The sequence below is a fragment of the Flavobacterium sp. WC2421 genome, assembly GCF_040822115.1.
Lineage (GTDB): Bacteria > Bacteroidota > Bacteroidia > Flavobacteriales > Flavobacteriaceae > Flavobacterium.
Genome location: NZ_CP162004.1, coordinates 1238249 through 1252842, shown reverse-complemented (window position 1 = coordinate 1252842; position 14594 = coordinate 1238249). Strand labels below are relative to the sequence as shown.

Annotated in this window: 12 protein-coding genes and 2 tRNA genes; 3 read left to right on the top strand and 11 right to left on the bottom strand. The window is 34.6% G+C overall.

What is annotated here, in order from left to right:
* Positions 1 to 34: 34 nt before the first annotated feature.
* Together hemW and ruvC are read right to left on the bottom strand one after the other, a co-directional pair.
* Positions 35 to 1168, bottom strand: coding sequence for a radical SAM family heme chaperone HemW (gene hemW, locus AB3G33_RS05305; RefSeq protein ID WP_367773155.1), 1134 nt, complete (start codon positions 1166 to 1168; stop codon positions 35 to 37).
* A 50-nt stretch (positions 1169 to 1218) separates the two neighbouring features.
* Positions 1219 to 1773, bottom strand: a complete 555-nt coding sequence (ruvC, locus tag AB3G33_RS05300) for a crossover junction endodeoxyribonuclease RuvC (RefSeq protein WP_367773153.1) — start codon at positions 1771 to 1773, stop codon at positions 1219 to 1221.
* Positions 1774 to 1827: 54 nt separating this feature from the next.
* On the opposite strand from ruvC, the gene AB3G33_RS05295 reads away from it, so the two are divergent.
* Both AB3G33_RS05295 and AB3G33_RS05290 read left to right on the top strand, forming a co-directional pair.
* Positions 1828 to 2772, top strand: coding sequence for a hypothetical protein (locus AB3G33_RS05295; protein ID WP_367756738.1), 945 nt, complete (start codon positions 1828 to 1830; stop codon positions 2770 to 2772).
* Positions 2772 to 3872 carry a glycosyltransferase gene (locus tag AB3G33_RS05290; RefSeq protein ID WP_367773151.1) on the top strand — a complete coding sequence of 367 codons (1101 nt, stop codon included), beginning with the start codon at positions 2772 to 2774 and terminating at the stop codon, positions 3870 to 3872. The genes AB3G33_RS05295 and AB3G33_RS05290 overlap by 1 nt, the downstream gene beginning before the upstream one ends.
* On the opposite strand, the gene AB3G33_RS05285 is transcribed toward AB3G33_RS05290, so the two are convergent.
* From AB3G33_RS05285 to AB3G33_RS05275, 3 genes are read right to left on the bottom strand one after another with little or no spacing between them, the layout of a single operon-like run.
* Entirely contained in the window at positions 3865 to 4578 is a 714-nt protein-coding gene (locus AB3G33_RS05285; protein ID WP_367773149.1) for a DUF4184 family protein, read from the bottom strand. The two genes, AB3G33_RS05290 and AB3G33_RS05285, sit on opposite strands and share 8 nt — an antisense overlap.
* 3 nt (positions 4579 to 4581) lie before the next feature.
* Positions 4582 to 5058, bottom strand: a complete 477-nt coding sequence (locus tag AB3G33_RS05280; RefSeq protein ID WP_367773147.1) for a hypothetical protein — start codon at positions 5056 to 5058, stop codon at positions 4582 to 4584.
* A 45-nt stretch (positions 5059 to 5103) separates the two neighbouring features.
* Positions 5104 to 5484 carry a hypothetical protein gene (locus tag AB3G33_RS05275; RefSeq protein ID WP_367773145.1) on the bottom strand — a complete coding sequence of 127 codons (381 nt, stop codon included), beginning with the start codon at positions 5482 to 5484 and terminating at the stop codon, positions 5104 to 5106.
* Between the two features lie 57 nt (positions 5485 to 5541).
* Between AB3G33_RS05275 and AB3G33_RS05270 the strand changes: the two genes are divergently transcribed.
* A complete protein-coding gene (locus AB3G33_RS05270; RefSeq protein ID WP_367756728.1) occupies positions 5542 to 6042 on the top strand; it encodes a DUF456 domain-containing protein in 501 nt (166 codons plus the stop codon).
* 175 nt (positions 6043 to 6217) lie between these two features.
* On the opposite strand, the gene AB3G33_RS05265 is transcribed toward AB3G33_RS05270, so the two are convergent.
* The 6 genes from AB3G33_RS05265 to dnaE form a co-directional block, all read right to left on the bottom strand.
* Positions 6218 to 6291: transfer RNA gene (locus tag AB3G33_RS05265), tRNA-Asp, on the bottom strand.
* A gap of 355 nt (positions 6292 to 6646) precedes the next feature.
* Positions 6647 to 6720, bottom strand: a tRNA-Asp gene (locus AB3G33_RS05260).
* Positions 6721 to 6805: 85 nt separating this feature from the next.
* On the bottom strand, positions 6806 to 7732 hold the full coding sequence (locus AB3G33_RS05255; protein ID WP_367773143.1) for a DUF58 domain-containing protein: 927 nt from the start codon (positions 7730 to 7732) through the stop codon (positions 6806 to 6808).
* Between the two features lie 183 nt (positions 7733 to 7915).
* Positions 7916 to 8233: a thioredoxin gene (gene trxA / locus AB3G33_RS05250; RefSeq protein ID WP_073244015.1), complete on the bottom strand. Its 318-nt coding sequence runs from the start codon at positions 8231 to 8233 to the stop codon at positions 7916 to 7918.
* Positions 8234 to 8577: 344 nt separating this feature from the next.
* The gene (locus AB3G33_RS05245; RefSeq protein ID WP_367773142.1) at positions 8578 to 9465 is read right to left on the bottom strand and encodes an outer membrane beta-barrel protein; all 888 of its coding nucleotides are present in this window, start codon (positions 9463 to 9465) and stop codon (positions 8578 to 8580) included.
* Between the two features lie 194 nt (positions 9466 to 9659).
* Positions 9660 to 14189, bottom strand: a complete 4530-nt coding sequence (dnaE, locus tag AB3G33_RS05240) for a DNA polymerase III subunit alpha (RefSeq protein WP_367773140.1) — start codon at positions 14187 to 14189, stop codon at positions 9660 to 9662.
* Positions 14190 to 14594: the final 405 nt, after the last annotated feature.

Here is a 14594-nt window from a genome sequence, read left to right as displayed (position 1 = left end):
GCGTATACCTTTGCGAACCTTGCGGTTAATTCATTTACTCCAAATTTAAGTAAAACAAATCACTTGCAATTCCATCTGTAAGAAACTTTCCTTTCTTAGTAGGTTTCAAAATATTATTTTCTACCGAAAGCAAATCATCATCCAAATATTTTTGTCCTTGTTTCTTTAAATAATCCAAATAAGTTGGTCCAAATTCTGATTCAATTCTGTCTAAAGAAACGCCCCAAATCGTTCGCAATCCTGTCATAATATACTCATTATATCGATCAGAAAGGGATAAAATTTCAATCTCATTTGGCAATTGATCCAAATCAATTGACTTTATATACAAAGGATTATTTGCAATATTCCAACTACGAGAAATCCCATCATAACTGTGAGCTGAAGGTCCTATACCAATGTACTTTTTACCTAGCCAGTAAGCCGAATTATTCTTTGAAAAGTAATCTTCTTTACCAAAATTGGATAGTTCATAATGAATAAAACCATTTGCTTGAAGTGTTTCCACCAGAATCATAAAATGTTCTTGAGCGACTTCGTCATTTGGCTCTGCTATTTTTCCAGTTTGAATTAACTTTTTCAAAGCTGTTTTGGGCTCTACCGTCAAAGCGTAACTAGAAATATGAGGAATACCAAAAGACAAGGCCGTTTCAATATTTTGCTGCCATTTTTCATTACTCATTCCCGGAACTCCATAGATGAGATCAATCGAAATATTATCAAAACATTGCGTGGCTTCTGTCAAACATTTTCGGGCTTCCACCGAATTGTGCGCGCGGTTCATCATTTGTAAATCATCTTCAAAAAAAGACTGAATTCCAATGCTCAACCTATTGATTTTACTTTTCGAAAGTTCCAAAATTCGTTCGCTTGATAAATCATCTGGATTGGCTTCCAATGTGATTTCAGGATCTTCTATTACTGCATAATTTTCATAAACTGCCGCAATCAAAAAATCAATTTCATCCGAACTCAAAACACTTGGCGTACCACCTCCAAAATAAATAGTCTCCACATTCTCGTTACTTGATTCACTTTTGCGTAAGCGAATTTCTTTGGCCAAAGTCAAAACCATTTCCTCTTTTTTCTTCATGGAAGTCGAAAAATGGAAGTCGCAGTAATGACAGGCTTGCTTACAGAAGGGTATGTGTATGTAGATTCCTGACATATAATGGTGGTCAGTGATCAGTCGCAGTTTTGAAAACTGAACACTGAACACTATTTTTTAACTCGTTCTTCATTTTGTTTTACAAAAGCATCCCAACCCGTATAACTCTTTTCTCCAACTACTTTTCCAGAATTAAAAAAATGACAAACGGCTGCAGCTAATCCATCGGTTGAATCTAGATTCTTGGGTAATTCTTTCAAGCCTAATAATTGCTGTAGCATTTTGGCCACTTGCTCTTTACTGGCGTTTCCGTTTCCGGTAATAGCCATTTTTATTTTCTTAGGTTCGTATTCGGTAATAGGAATATCTCTTGACAATCCCGCGGCCATCGCCACTCCTTGCGCACGACCTAGCTTTAACATTGACTGCACATTTTTACCAAAAAAAGGCGCTTCAATGGCAATTTCATCAGGGTGATGTGTATCGATTAATTCAATAGTGCGCTCAAAAATGATTTTTAGCTTCTGATAATGGTTATCGTATTTAGACAATTGCAATTCGTTCAATTGTACAAATTCCATTTTTTTATTGATAACACGTATTAAACCAAACCCCATTATGGTGGTTCCTGGATCAATTCCTAATATGATGCGTTCGTTTGCCAAAAGATTTGTTTAAAGTTTAAAGTTCAAAGTTTAAAGTTTTGTTTCTTTGCACTCATGATTTCAATTCCTCACAAAACTAAGCAATTCCTCGTACTTCTAATCAAAGTTTTGATTGTGGGTGGCGCATTTTATTTCATTTACAATCAACTCGCCAATAATGACAAACTAGACTGGGTTCAGTTTATAGTTAAATTCAAAAAGAACCAATCTGTACTTGGAATTGGTTTTATATTACTTTTGAGTGTTTTGAATCGCTATTTTGAGATTTTAAAATGGCAAAACCTGGCTTCCTATATTAAACCTATTTCCCTATCTGAAGCTACTAAACAAGTTTTGGCCGCGTTAACAGCGGGAATTTTTACGCCAAATGGTGTAGGTGAATATGCAGGAAAAGCATTGTACTATGAAAAACAAGATACGAAGCAAGTAGTATTCCTTAACCTGATTTGCAATGGTATCCAAATGGTATTGACAGTAATCATAGGAATCTTTGGCTTGTTGTATTTTAATGCTAAATACAATGTGATTACTACAAAAACGGTTGCCATTATTTTTGGAGCATTTTTACTAACATTTATAGTGTTATTTTCAGTGAAAAAAATTGCGATTAAAGGCTATTCTATCGAAAAACTGATTCATAAAATCAATGAAATACCAAAACGAATTCACCAGAAAAACATAGTATTAGGCTTTTCCCGTTACCTCGTTTTTTCGCATCAATATTATTTTCTATTCTTGGCTTTTGATGTCGACTTACCTTACTTGACTTTGATGGCTGCCGTAACTAGTGTTTATTTCTTAGCTTCCTCGCTACCTACTTTTCAGTTTTTGGACTTTGCAGTAAAAGGGAGTGTCGCCATCTTTTTCTTTGGAATATTAGGTGTAAATGAATGGATTGTCATATTTGTATCTACACTGATGTGGTTTCTAAATGTAGTTTTGCCAGTATTCATAGGTAGTTACTATGTACTGAGTTTTAAATCCCAAAAAATTGCATAATGCTTATTTTAATCATCATATTATCCATTTATTTCATAACCATTGGTGCTTTAATTTATGGCTTTACAAAAATAAAAAAGTATGATGCTATTGGCTTAGAACCAAAGACGGAATTCACTATTATTGTTCCGTTTCGAGATGAAACCGATAACTTACCCCTTCTTCTGGCTAGCTTATCCAAACTCAATTATCCAACAAACTTATTCAAAGTAATTCTGGTAGATGATGATTCTAAAGAAAAATTTCTGGTTCCAACTTTCACCTTTCAGGTTTCGGTACTAAACAACATCAGAATTTCAAAATCGCCAAAAAAAGATGCTATCGTAACGGCAATGAATACCGTAACAACGGATTGGATTATTACCACTGATGCTGATTGTGTAGTTGATAAAAACTGGTTATTAATTCTCGATAATTACATTCAAACGCATAAGGTTACTATGATTGCTGGTGCTGTGACTTACGATTGTCAAAACACTTTTTTACATCAGTTTCAACAACTAGACATCGCCAGTTTACAAGGCGCCACAATAGGAAGTTTTGGAATAAAAAAAGGGTTCATGTGCAATGGCGCTAACTTGGCCTACACCAAATCCCTTTTTCAAAAATTAAATGGTTTTGAAGGAAATGATAAAATTGCCAGCGGTGATGATGTCTTTTTATTGCAAAAAGCGATTGTTGCATTCCCAAAGCAAGTGCATTATCTAAAATCAAAAAATAATATTGTAGTTACAAAACCTTTGGACGATTGGAAATCCTTATTTTATCAAAGAGTGCGTTGGGCTTCAAAGACAAGTTCGTATCAAAGTGTTTTTGGAAAAACACTAGGTATAATTGTATTTACTGGTAATTTAGCTTGCATTTGGACTCTTGGATATGGGCTTTTACACTTTAGCAGTAGTCTTCTTTTTTTAAATTTGCTTGCATTTAAAATTATTGTCGATGCCATTTTAATCTTGCAATCCAATCACTTTTTAAATTCAAAAAAAACATCTTATCTTCTACTGAGTAGTTTATTCTATCCTTTTTTTAGTGTTAATGTGGCCTTATATTCTCTATTTGGAAAATACGAATGGAAAGGACGACCATTTTCTAAATAGTTTTTTTATTTCTAAAAATTAAACCTGTCAAAGTAATGGCAATCACCATTGGAGAAATAATACTCACAACGGCATTCCCGATTTTTTCCAATTCTGTCCCAAAATAAAATCGCATCGCAATCAAAACCATAGCAAAAAGTACAGCTATCGACCAGTAACTCAAGTTAATTCTTTTGATATCTTTATTTTCTTCGGGCAAATTATAAATATAATATGCAATCCATATCAAACCAATTATTGAGCTAACATGCTGTGCAATCTTATATACAGGGACCCCGTAAATTTCTATATTAAAAAAAGAAAAATTTTGAACCATAAAGCCATCCCAATGTGTCATAGAATCCCATAAAATATGAGATACAGCTCCTAAAAAGAAACAAATTAAAACGGTGAAAATATTATTTTTAAAATAATTAACCCAATTTGATTCTTTTAATTCTTGCATTCTTTTTTGAAAAAAAACTGGAGTATTCTCTATAAATGGTCTTTTTATAATTTCATGAAAAGTAAACATCACTATAAAGCCCAAGGGAAAATCAATTAGAAATATACCAAGCAAAGTATGACTGATCTCGCTTTGCATTCTCATTCGGAAGAAATACTCAAAATCAGGTGACATAGAACCTACTATCAAAGCGGTAGCTGACAATTTTTTGTTTTTTAAAAACGGTAAAATAATAGCTGGATGTGATAAGGTAAAAGGCATTATTTATTCTACTTTAAGAATTACTGGAAGAATAAATTGTGTTGTCACAGGTATTCCTCGTTTTATAGCTGGATTCACTTTAGGAAAATCAACGAGTCTAACATGCAATATACTATCAATTTTTATGGTGTCATAAGCAACTGAATCTTTAGGAAATAGTGGCTCAAATTTCATTTTTGCATTTGGAAATATCGTGACTTTTACTTCGATAGTGTCTAATTCAGGATACAAGATTGAAAGGGTATCACTGCTTAATTTTTCCTGTATTAGTTGAGTTAAAAAGGTAAAGAAACACTGTTGTCTGCGCTCCTTATTCTCCAATTTATCACAATCAACAAAAGAAGGAAATTCATCGACTTCTTTCCAATTGATGGCTTTCAACTCTTTTTGCAACAATTCTTTTTCCGAAGGCACTTGCTTTTCGAAATATTGGCAGGAAGAAAAAAGTAAGAATACTAAAAAAAAGTAATAGTGCTTCAATGTTTTGGTTTTGAATTGGGCTAATATTTTATAAAAATACAATTATTATTTATGTGATGCTTTCGAAAGCAAATAATCTTGATAGCTTTCGGCGAACCATTTCCTTTTACTTGCCTCAGCAGCTTCTTTTTCCGCTGGATATAAAACTGCCAATCTATCGGAGAATGCTCCAATTTGAATGGTATAATTATAAAACTCTTTCTTTGTTAATATGAAATCAGGCATTCCTTTTTTACTAGAAAATTCAAAAAAAAGTTGATCAAATTGTTTCAATGAAAAATTAGAAACTTTCTTTTTATTCGCAATATAAATAGAATCTTTCAACAAGCTATCTTCGGTATTAATGGCTTTCGTTTGAGCATAAAGCGTTCCTGAAAAAATATTGAAAAACAACATTAACCCTATTATTAATTTAATTTTTCTCATATTCGTTTCTAAATTAAAAGCTATTATATTAATGCAAAATTACTAAAAAATTAAATTATGGACATACTACTTTTAATCATTGGTTTTATTTGCATGATTATAGGTGTTTTTGGCAGTTTTATGCCTGTAATTCCTGGATTAAGTGTAAGTTGGTTTGGCTTATTATTACTTTATTTTACAAATACTATTCCCGTAAATTACTGGGTTTTGGGAATTACATTACTAATTACACTCCTTCTTTCTGTTTTAGATTATTTCATTCCTGCCAAAGGCGCTAAAAAATTCGGGGGAAGTTCTTATGGAATTTGGGGAACAAATATTGGCTTATTTATCGGACTCCTTATTCCAATCCCTTTTGGGTTTATAATAGGTGCTTTTCTTGGAGCCTTCCTTGGCGAATTACTATATGATTCAAAAAACCATACGCGCGCACTAAAAGCTGCGACAGGATCATTGATAGGTTTTCTGGTTTCTAGTTTTATGCAGTTTTTAGTTGCAATCCTTTATTTGGGATTGTTTATTTCGATTGTTTGGCAATACAAATCGGCCTTGTTTTAATTTCCAAAACAGTTTAAAATCAAAAAAGCCATCCCGAGAAACGGGAAAGCTTTTCATTGGTCTAACTACTAAACCCGGTCTCGTTGCTACCAACTCGACCAAACAACACAACTAATCTTAAAAACCTTTTAGGGGCAAAAAAGCCTTTCCGTTAAGAAAGGCTCTCCCCAATATGCGGTCTGGACGGGACTCGAACCCGCGACCCCCTGCGTGACAGGCAGGTATTCTAACCAACTGAACTACCAGACCCACTCATTATTGCGGTTGCAAAGATACAATAGAACTCGAATAATACAATAGTTTATGCCTTTTTTAAATAAAATAATAAAGAAAAAACACAACCTTCTGATTACTATTGTTTTAAAACCAAATAAAAGTAAAATTACTTCAAAAACAAGCTTTAAATTGGATTCCTATCCAATAGCTGTTAATTAAAAATGCCCTTAAATCAAAAAAGCCATCCCGAGAAACGGGAAAGCTTTTCATTGGTCTAACTACTAAACCCGGTCTCGTTGCTACCAACTCGACCAAACAACACAACTAATCTTAAAAACCTTTTAGGGGCAAAAAAGCCTTTCCGTTAAGAAAGGCTCTCCCCAATATGCGGTCTGGACGGGACTCGAACCCGCGACCCCCTGCGTGACAGGCAGGTATTCTAACCAACTGAACTACCAGACCAGCTGCGTATTGCGGTGGCAAAGATACAATAGATTTCGAGTTACACAAACGTTTTTACTTAAAAAATAGCTTTTTTTTCGAAGTATTATCCAAAGTTTTGTTTCTCAGCCAAGTATGTCATTAGTATTTTTTCAAAATCGTCACTTACACTTACAGGAACGTATTTAATTCTATTTTGAGCACAAGTTAACGCTAGTTTTTTAAAGTACGATTGCATCTGTTTTTCATATTCCTGCTTCACATTATCGGCAAAAACCGAAATTTCTTCCCCAGTCTCTACATCAATAAACTTTCTTGGTCCATTGTCAAAGTCAAAATTCAATTCGGTTTTATTATCCACCACATGAAACAAGACTACTTTGTGTTTATTATGCTTCAAATGTTGCAAAGCATTTAACAACACTTCTTCCTCACCCATTTGAAACATATCCGTAAATAGAATAATCATCGAACGGCGATGCATTTTCTCCGCTATTTGATGTAAAAAAGTAACCGTATCCGTACTTTTTTTAATTGTAGGGGTAACCAACAAATTCTCCAATGTATTCAAAATCATTCTATGGTGACGATCACTCCCTTTTTCGGGAGCATAGTACTCATAACTATCCGAAAACACACTCAAGCCCACCGCGTCTCTTTGCTTCTTTAAAAGATTCATTAAGACCGCTGAGGCCAAAACAGAAAAGCCCACCTTATTTTCGTAGAAATTTTGATCTGCTTTTAATTTGGGATAATGCATGGACGAAGAGTTATCAATAATAATATGACAACGCAAATTAGTTTCTTCTTCAAACCGTTTTGTATACAATCGATCCGTTTTGGCAAACAACTTCCAGTCAATGTGTTTGGTGCTCTCGCCCACATTATACACCTTGTGTTCTGCAAATTCAGCCGAAAAACCATGAAACGGACTTTTATGCATGCCCGATATAAATCCTTCGACCACTTGGTTTGCCAACAATTCTAGATGTTGAAAACTGGAAATTTTCTCTATTTGCGATTCGATCTTCATATTCCAAAGTTATTAAAAGATTGAATGAATTAAAAATTAAAAGATTACAAAACGCAAACGCACAATAAATAGAACCACAGAGGCTCAAAACATATTTATCGGATACAAAAAAAAGGCTTGACTTGCGCCAAACCTTTAATCTGAATTTATTTAAAAATTCTATAATAAATCATAATCTACCGATTACAACAAAGCGTCCAAACTATCTGCGTAAGTTTGCTTAGGAGCTACTCCTACTTGCTTTCCTACTACTTCTCCGTTATGAAAAACCAAAACTGTTGGGATGTTTCTCACTCCGTATTTTGCAGCAAATTCTTGGTTTGCGTCAACATCAACTTTCCCAATTACCACTTTCCCGTCGTATTCAGTACTCAATTCGTCAATGATTGGTCCAACCATTCTACAAGGTCCGCACCATGCTGCCCAAAAATCCACCATCACTGGTTTGTCTGATTTCAAAACTACTTCTTCAAAAGTAGCGTCTGTTATTGCTAAAGCCATATTATCTTTATTTAAAGTTTAAAGTTTTAATCGATTTCAAAACTAGAGTACAAATTTAGAAATTAAAAACAAACCAAACACTATTCGTAAATTAGTTTTGATTATAAAAGCATTGTAATTCGTTATACCTCCTAAATCTTAGATTTATTGTGAAATCTTTAATCTTAAAAAACCTGCAAATGAATTGTTTTCTTGTTTTTATGAAGCTATTCCTGCTGTCCGCTATATCTTTTATGACCTGATTGCCTCGTCCCTCGTCAAAACAGTCCATAAAAGGATGCCGCTACCATCAGGGCTAAAAAAGAGATAACCTACCACTCCTTTTTATAAAATCAACTCACTGCTTATAGACTATATCTTAACCCTAAAGTTAAACCAACACCACTAATACTAATATAAGAACTTAAATCATCTGTTGGCTTCGAACTATCAAAACCAGATGCGTTAGTCTCTTGATTGTTTGAGTTACGATCTAAATGATCCGAATAATTAGTATATCGCTCAGCAGTAGTTACATATAGCGGATGCCCCTCTGACAAAGTCAAACGGTCCGTACCATTATAAGTATAGGCTGTTACTTCCTTATCTTTACCATGAACTGTAAAATTACGGTATTCAATTTCTCCAAAAGCGGCTAGTTTTCCGGAAATTTTATAGGAAGTCCCCAATGCAGCAAGGAACCCTACGGTCGGATTTGGCTTAATTACATCTTCACGATAAATCACAGCTCCATTAGATATTGCATTGGTTTTAATATCTAGTTTACCATTAACTGGCACAATTACCCCCACTTTTGTATACGGTTCAAATCCTTTTACTTTACCTAAATACAATACTAATGCAGGAGCTAAATCTAGTGCTTTTACCTGACCTTTAGCTTGCAAAACCGTTACATCCTGAGAAATGGTCTCCACCATAGTTTTACTATTGCTCGCATAATAATTAACCCCCATTTCAGCACCTAAACGATCCGTAAAACGGTATCCAATTGACAAACCAGTTCTAAATCCTTCTCCAAACGATCCTGTTATACTTTCTTTCGAAACGAGCACTCCATTTTCATACACTTGTTTTAATGGTTCTCTACCGTTAACACTTGGAAACTCAGTCGCAGCGGCTTGTACAAAATACGATCCTCCTAATTTAAAATACCAACTTTCCTTCTTTTCAGTTTGACCAAAAACAGACATTGTAAAAGCTATAAATCCTAATAAAAATAGGTTCTTTTTCATGTTTTCTATATTTAATTTACTACAAATTTAAATTAAATTTGTAGTAAATTAAAGTCATTTTAAAACATAAACTATTAATACAAATACCCCAAGTTATTAGATAAATTAATCCCTATTTGAGTACGATTTAACATATTAAAACATTAAAAAACCAAAAATTTAACCGTTAAAAAAAATCCTTATTTATTAAGTTACTAATTCAACTTGAAATTAATTTGTAATTTTTCTAATTCAAATAACAATTCATTTGAAATCTTAATTTTAAGCCTTCTACTAGGCATGGTCAACTTAGTCACAACTTTAATTTCTTCCACTTCAGTAACGCTAATCGCCTTATTTCCTACTTCATCTGACACCTCAACATCTTCGTTTTCTTCTACAAAATCTTCTCCTTCTGGCAGTTCAGCAACAGTTTCTACAATTTTTTTAATCTTTTCCAATTCCATAATTTCAAAAGAAACTTGACCGTCTCCCTTATTTTCCTGAAAAAGATGACTTAATTTATGGATAAACTCTGCTTGTAAATCGGTGATATTCAATAAAACAACCAATTTTTTAGCAAACGTATCCAATACATCTTGTAAATATTGAACCAACATAAATTGAATTCTTGGCTCACTCCTTTTACCCGTATCTTGATTTACCCAGCCTTCTTTTACTAACACTTTCATATAAGTAAAATTATTTTGAATGAAGAAATGCCTGAATTTTAAATATTCTTCTCCAAAAATCTTGAACTCGTAACTTTCGTCATATCCTTCCAAATTGAATATCCCCCAGCCTTTCCCGTTTTTGGCAACTCGATGTTGCACATTATTTATAATTCCTCCAAAGGTCAAATTTTTACCTACATGAAGTTCTAAGTTTTTAAGCGCTTCTAACTTAGCATTGCAAAAATATTTCATCTCAAATTTATAATCATCCAATGGATGTCCCGAAATATAAATTCCAACTACTTCTTTTTCTTTAGCCAGTTTTTCCATAGTGCTCCAATCTTCACAAGGCGGCACAATAGGCTCATCAATTTGAACATCACTGCTTTCGCCAAACAAACTTACCTGTGAGGAGTTTTCGTTCTCTTGAAACTTGGCACCATAACGAATGGCTTTTTCATAAAAAGTAATTCCATCGCCATCATCATGAAAATATTGAGAGCGTAAAGTCCCTTCAAAAGAGTCAAAACCGCCTGCCAGTATCAGATTTTCTAAGGCCTTTTTATTGGCAGCACGCAAATCAATACGTTTGGTTAAATCAAACACCGATTTATATCGACCGTCTTTTCTATTTTCAACAATAGTATTCACGGCTCCTTGTCCCACTCCTTTTATGGCTCCCATCCCAAAACGAACTGCATAATTGTCATTTACAGTAAATTTATAGTACGATTCATTGACATCTGGACCTAAAACTTCTAAGCCCATACGTTTACATTCCTCCATAAAAAACGAAACTTGCTTGATATCACTCATGTTATTCGAGAGTACTGCTGCCATGTATTCAGCCGGATAATTCGCTTTTAAATAGGCCGTTTGATACGCAATCCATGCATAACAAGTGGAGTGTGATTTATTAAAGGCATATTCCGCAAAGGCTTCCCAGTCTTTCCATATTTTTTCTAATTTATCTTCGGCATGCCCTTTGGCTGCAGCCTGATTAATAAATTTAGGCTTCATTTTATCCAATACATCCTTTTGCTTTTTTCCCATTGCTTTACGTAAAACGTCAGCATCACCCTTGGAGAAGTCGGCTAATTTTTGAGACAAAAGCATTACCTGCTCTTGGTAAACTGTAATCCCGTAAGTATCTTTCAACAGTTCCTCACAAGCATCAAGATCATAAATAATCTCTTCTTCTCCATTTTTCCTTTTAACAAAACTTGGAATATAAGCAATTGGTCCAGGACGATAGAGTGCATTCATGGCAATCAAATCGGGGAAAACTGTCGGTTTCAATTCCTTCATGTATTTCTGCATTCCAGGACTCTCATATTGAAATATCCCTACCGTTTCTCCACGTTGAAAAAGCTCGTACGTTTTCAAATCATCAATTGGAAACTCGTCCGGATTCAAATCGATATTACTTCTATATTTAACTAGTTTAACCGTGTCTTTTATTAAGGTCAGGGTTTTCAAACCCAAGAAGTCCATCTTTAACAAACCAGCAGTTTCAACAACGGAGTTGTCAAATTGGGTTACATATAAATCGGAATCTTTGGCCGTAGCTACAGGCACAAAATCGGTAATATCACTAGGCGTAATAATTACACCACAGGCGTGAATCCCTGTATTTCTAAGATTTCCTTCTAACACTTTGGCTTGCTGAATCGTCTCACCACCTAATCCATCTTCCCCAGCCAGCTCAATTAGTTCTTTTATTTTATCATATTCTTCAGGGCGAACCGCTTTTTTAATAAGCGCCTCATCCTCATTCAGGAATCGTGCTAAATTCCATTTGGATGGCATCATCCCAGGAATTAGTTTTGCAATTTTATCCGCTTCAAACAAAGGCAAATCCAATACACGAGCCGTATCACGTATCGCTGATTTGGTTGCCATTTTTCCGTAAGTAATAATTTGCGCTACCTGTTTTGACCCGTATTTTCGAATCACATAATCCATCACACTGCTACGTCCTTCATCATCAAAATCGATATCAATATCGGGTAATGACACACGATCGGGATTCAAGAAACGCTCAAAAAGCAGGTTGTATTTTAAAGGGTCAATATTGGTGATTTTTAAACAATACGCCACCACTGATCCCGCTGCAGATCCACGTCCAGGACCTACAGAAACCCCCATTCTTCTCGCTTCGGCAATTAAATCTTGTACAATCAAGAAATAACCTGGATAACCTGAATTTGAAATAGTTAATAATTCAAAATCCAAACGCTCCCTTACCTCTTCCGTGATTTCTGGGTATCGTCTATTAGCTCCTTCGTAAGTAAGATGTCTTAAATACGCATTTTCCCCTCGAACTCCACCATCTACTGCATCTTCAGGAACATTAAATTCTACTGGGATTTCAAACTTAGGCAGCAAAACTTCCCGTGCCAGATTGTAAATTTCGATTTTATCAACAATTTCAGTTAGATTCGAAATCGATTCTGGCAAGTCGGTAAAGAGTTTTTTCATCTCCTCACCGGTCTTGAAATAGTATTCTTGGTTGGGTAACCCAAAACGATAACCCCGACCACGACCTATAGGTGTAGTTTGTTTTTCACCATCTCGCACACAAAGTAAAATATCGTGCGCATTAGCATTGGCCTTATCAATATAAAAGGTATTATTTGTCGCTACAATTTTCACATCATGTTTTCTGGCCAAAGAAATTAAAGTGGTATTCACCCTATTTTCATCTTCTTGATTGTGACGCATTACCTCAATATAGAAATCATCTTTGAATTCTTCTTTCCACCACAATAAGGCTTCTTCAGCTTGGTTTTCACCAAGATTTAAAACTTTATTTGGTATCTCTCCATACAAATTTCCCGACAAGACTATGACATCTTCTTTGTACTGCTGAATGACTTTTTTATCAATTCTGGGAACATAATAAAAACCTTCAGTATACGCGATTGAAGACATTTTAGCCAAGTTATGATACCCTTTTTTTGTCTTCGCCAAAAGTACTATTTGGTATCCATTGTCTTTTCGAGACTTATCTTTGTGATCTTCACATACAAAAAACTCGCAACCCACAATTGGTTTCATAGGAACCTCAGTTGGTTCTTCACCATCAGCAATTAAAGTTGCATTCTTAGCTTCAGCTGCTTTATTATGATTTAAAACATCTCTAACAAAGTGAAAAGCTCCCATTAAATTCGCATGATCCGTCATCGCGACAGCTGGCATTTTTTGTTGCGCAGCCGCTTTAACTAGTTGGGCAATACTAATAGTTGATTGTAAAACCGAAAACTGGGTGTGATTGTGCAAATGTACAAAGTCAGTATCTACAAGTACTTTTTTATTCTCAGTAAGTTCTTGTTTAGAAAGAGTAGCTACTTCTTTTTCACCAAACTGTTGGCGAATTTTATCTGAAGCTTCTTTTAAATTAATATGTTTTAACCCAATAAGCTGAATTTCCCTTGGATTCTTTGATTGAAAATCCTGAAAATAACCAGCTGGAACATCTAGTTTTTCCTTAGTAAAACTTTCTCTTCTAATCAATTCAAAGAAACATCGGGTAGTTGCCTCTACATCGGCAGTAGCGTTGTGCGCTTCAGAGAAAGGCCTATTGAATAAATACTGATGTAATTCGGTTAGCGTTGGCAACTTGAAACGTCCCCCACGACCTCCTGGGAGTTCCAGTAATTTTGCAGTCACTTCCGTACAAGTATCAAGGACAGGCATGGAAGCCATTGGACTTTCAACTCCTAAACGATGGAACTCACAACCCATAATGTTGACGTCAAAACCTAAGTTCTGACCTACAATAAATTTAGCTTTACCTAACGCTTCATTGAACTTCTCTAAAACTTCAGCTAAAGAAATCCCGTTTTCCTGAGCCAATTCGGTAGAAATTCCATGAATTCGTTCTGCATCATACGGAATATTAAAACCTTCGGGCTTGACCAAATAATCTTGATGCTCGATGAGTTTTCCCATATCGTCATGCAGCTGCCAAGCGATTTGTATACATCGAGGCCAGTTGTTTGTATCGGTTATAGGGGCATCCCAACGCTTTGGTAATCCTGTGGTCTCCGTATCGAATATTAAATACATAGCTGTAAATGAGGTGATTGCAATTTGTGTGAATTACAAAAAATGAATGTCAAATTTAGTTGTTTTTTTAAGTAAAAACTAACGCAAGTTATCAACAAAAGAACGCTACTATAAAAATCTTATTGCTCTTCACAATTCGTAAATTAAATTCAATTTCAATACTGCTAAACTCAAAAAAGGAAGGGCAAAGTCACAAAAAATTGCACTGCCATTTTTTTGGATGTCGTAGTATTTACTTAAAAAAAACAAATACAATCCAGTCGAAAAAGCAATTTTAATTCTACTAAAAATCAAATAAAAAGAGGTCTACTCCAAAAATAAAAAACAAACAATCATTGATTATTCGATACAAAAATACCTAAATATTAGTTTTTTAATCATAAAAAAGTTTGCTTTTAGTGTTTT

Coding starts and splice junctions, on each gene's coding strand:
- AB3G33_RS05295 (WP_367756738.1), top strand. CDS start 1,828: ATGATTTCAATTCCTCACAAAACTAAGCAATTCCTCGTACTTCTAATC.
- trxA (WP_073244015.1), bottom strand. CDS start 8,233: ATGGCTTTAGCAATAACAGACGCTACTTTTGAAGAAGTAGTTTTGAAA.
- AB3G33_RS05285 (WP_367773149.1), bottom strand. CDS start 4,578: ATGCCTTTTACCTTATCACATCCAGCTATTATTTTACCGTTTTTAAAA.
- AB3G33_RS05245 (WP_367773142.1), bottom strand. CDS start 9,465: ATGAAAAAGAACCTATTTTTATTAGGATTTATAGCTTTTACAATGTCT.
- AB3G33_RS05255 (WP_367773143.1), bottom strand. CDS start 7,732: ATGAAGATCGAATCGCAAATAGAGAAAATTTCCAGTTTTCAACATCTA.
- hemW (WP_367773155.1), bottom strand. CDS start 1,168: ATGTCAGGAATCTACATACACATACCCTTCTGTAAGCAAGCCTGTCAT.
- AB3G33_RS05290 (WP_367773151.1), top strand. CDS start 2,772: ATGCTTATTTTAATCATCATATTATCCATTTATTTCATAACCATTGGT.
- AB3G33_RS05270 (WP_367756728.1), top strand. CDS start 5,542: ATGGACATACTACTTTTAATCATTGGTTTTATTTGCATGATTATAGGT.
- AB3G33_RS05275 (WP_367773145.1), bottom strand. CDS start 5,484: ATGAGAAAAATTAAATTAATAATAGGGTTAATGTTGTTTTTCAATATT.
- dnaE (WP_367773140.1), bottom strand. CDS start 14,189: ATGTATTTAATATTCGATACGGAGACCACAGGATTACCAAAGCGTTGG.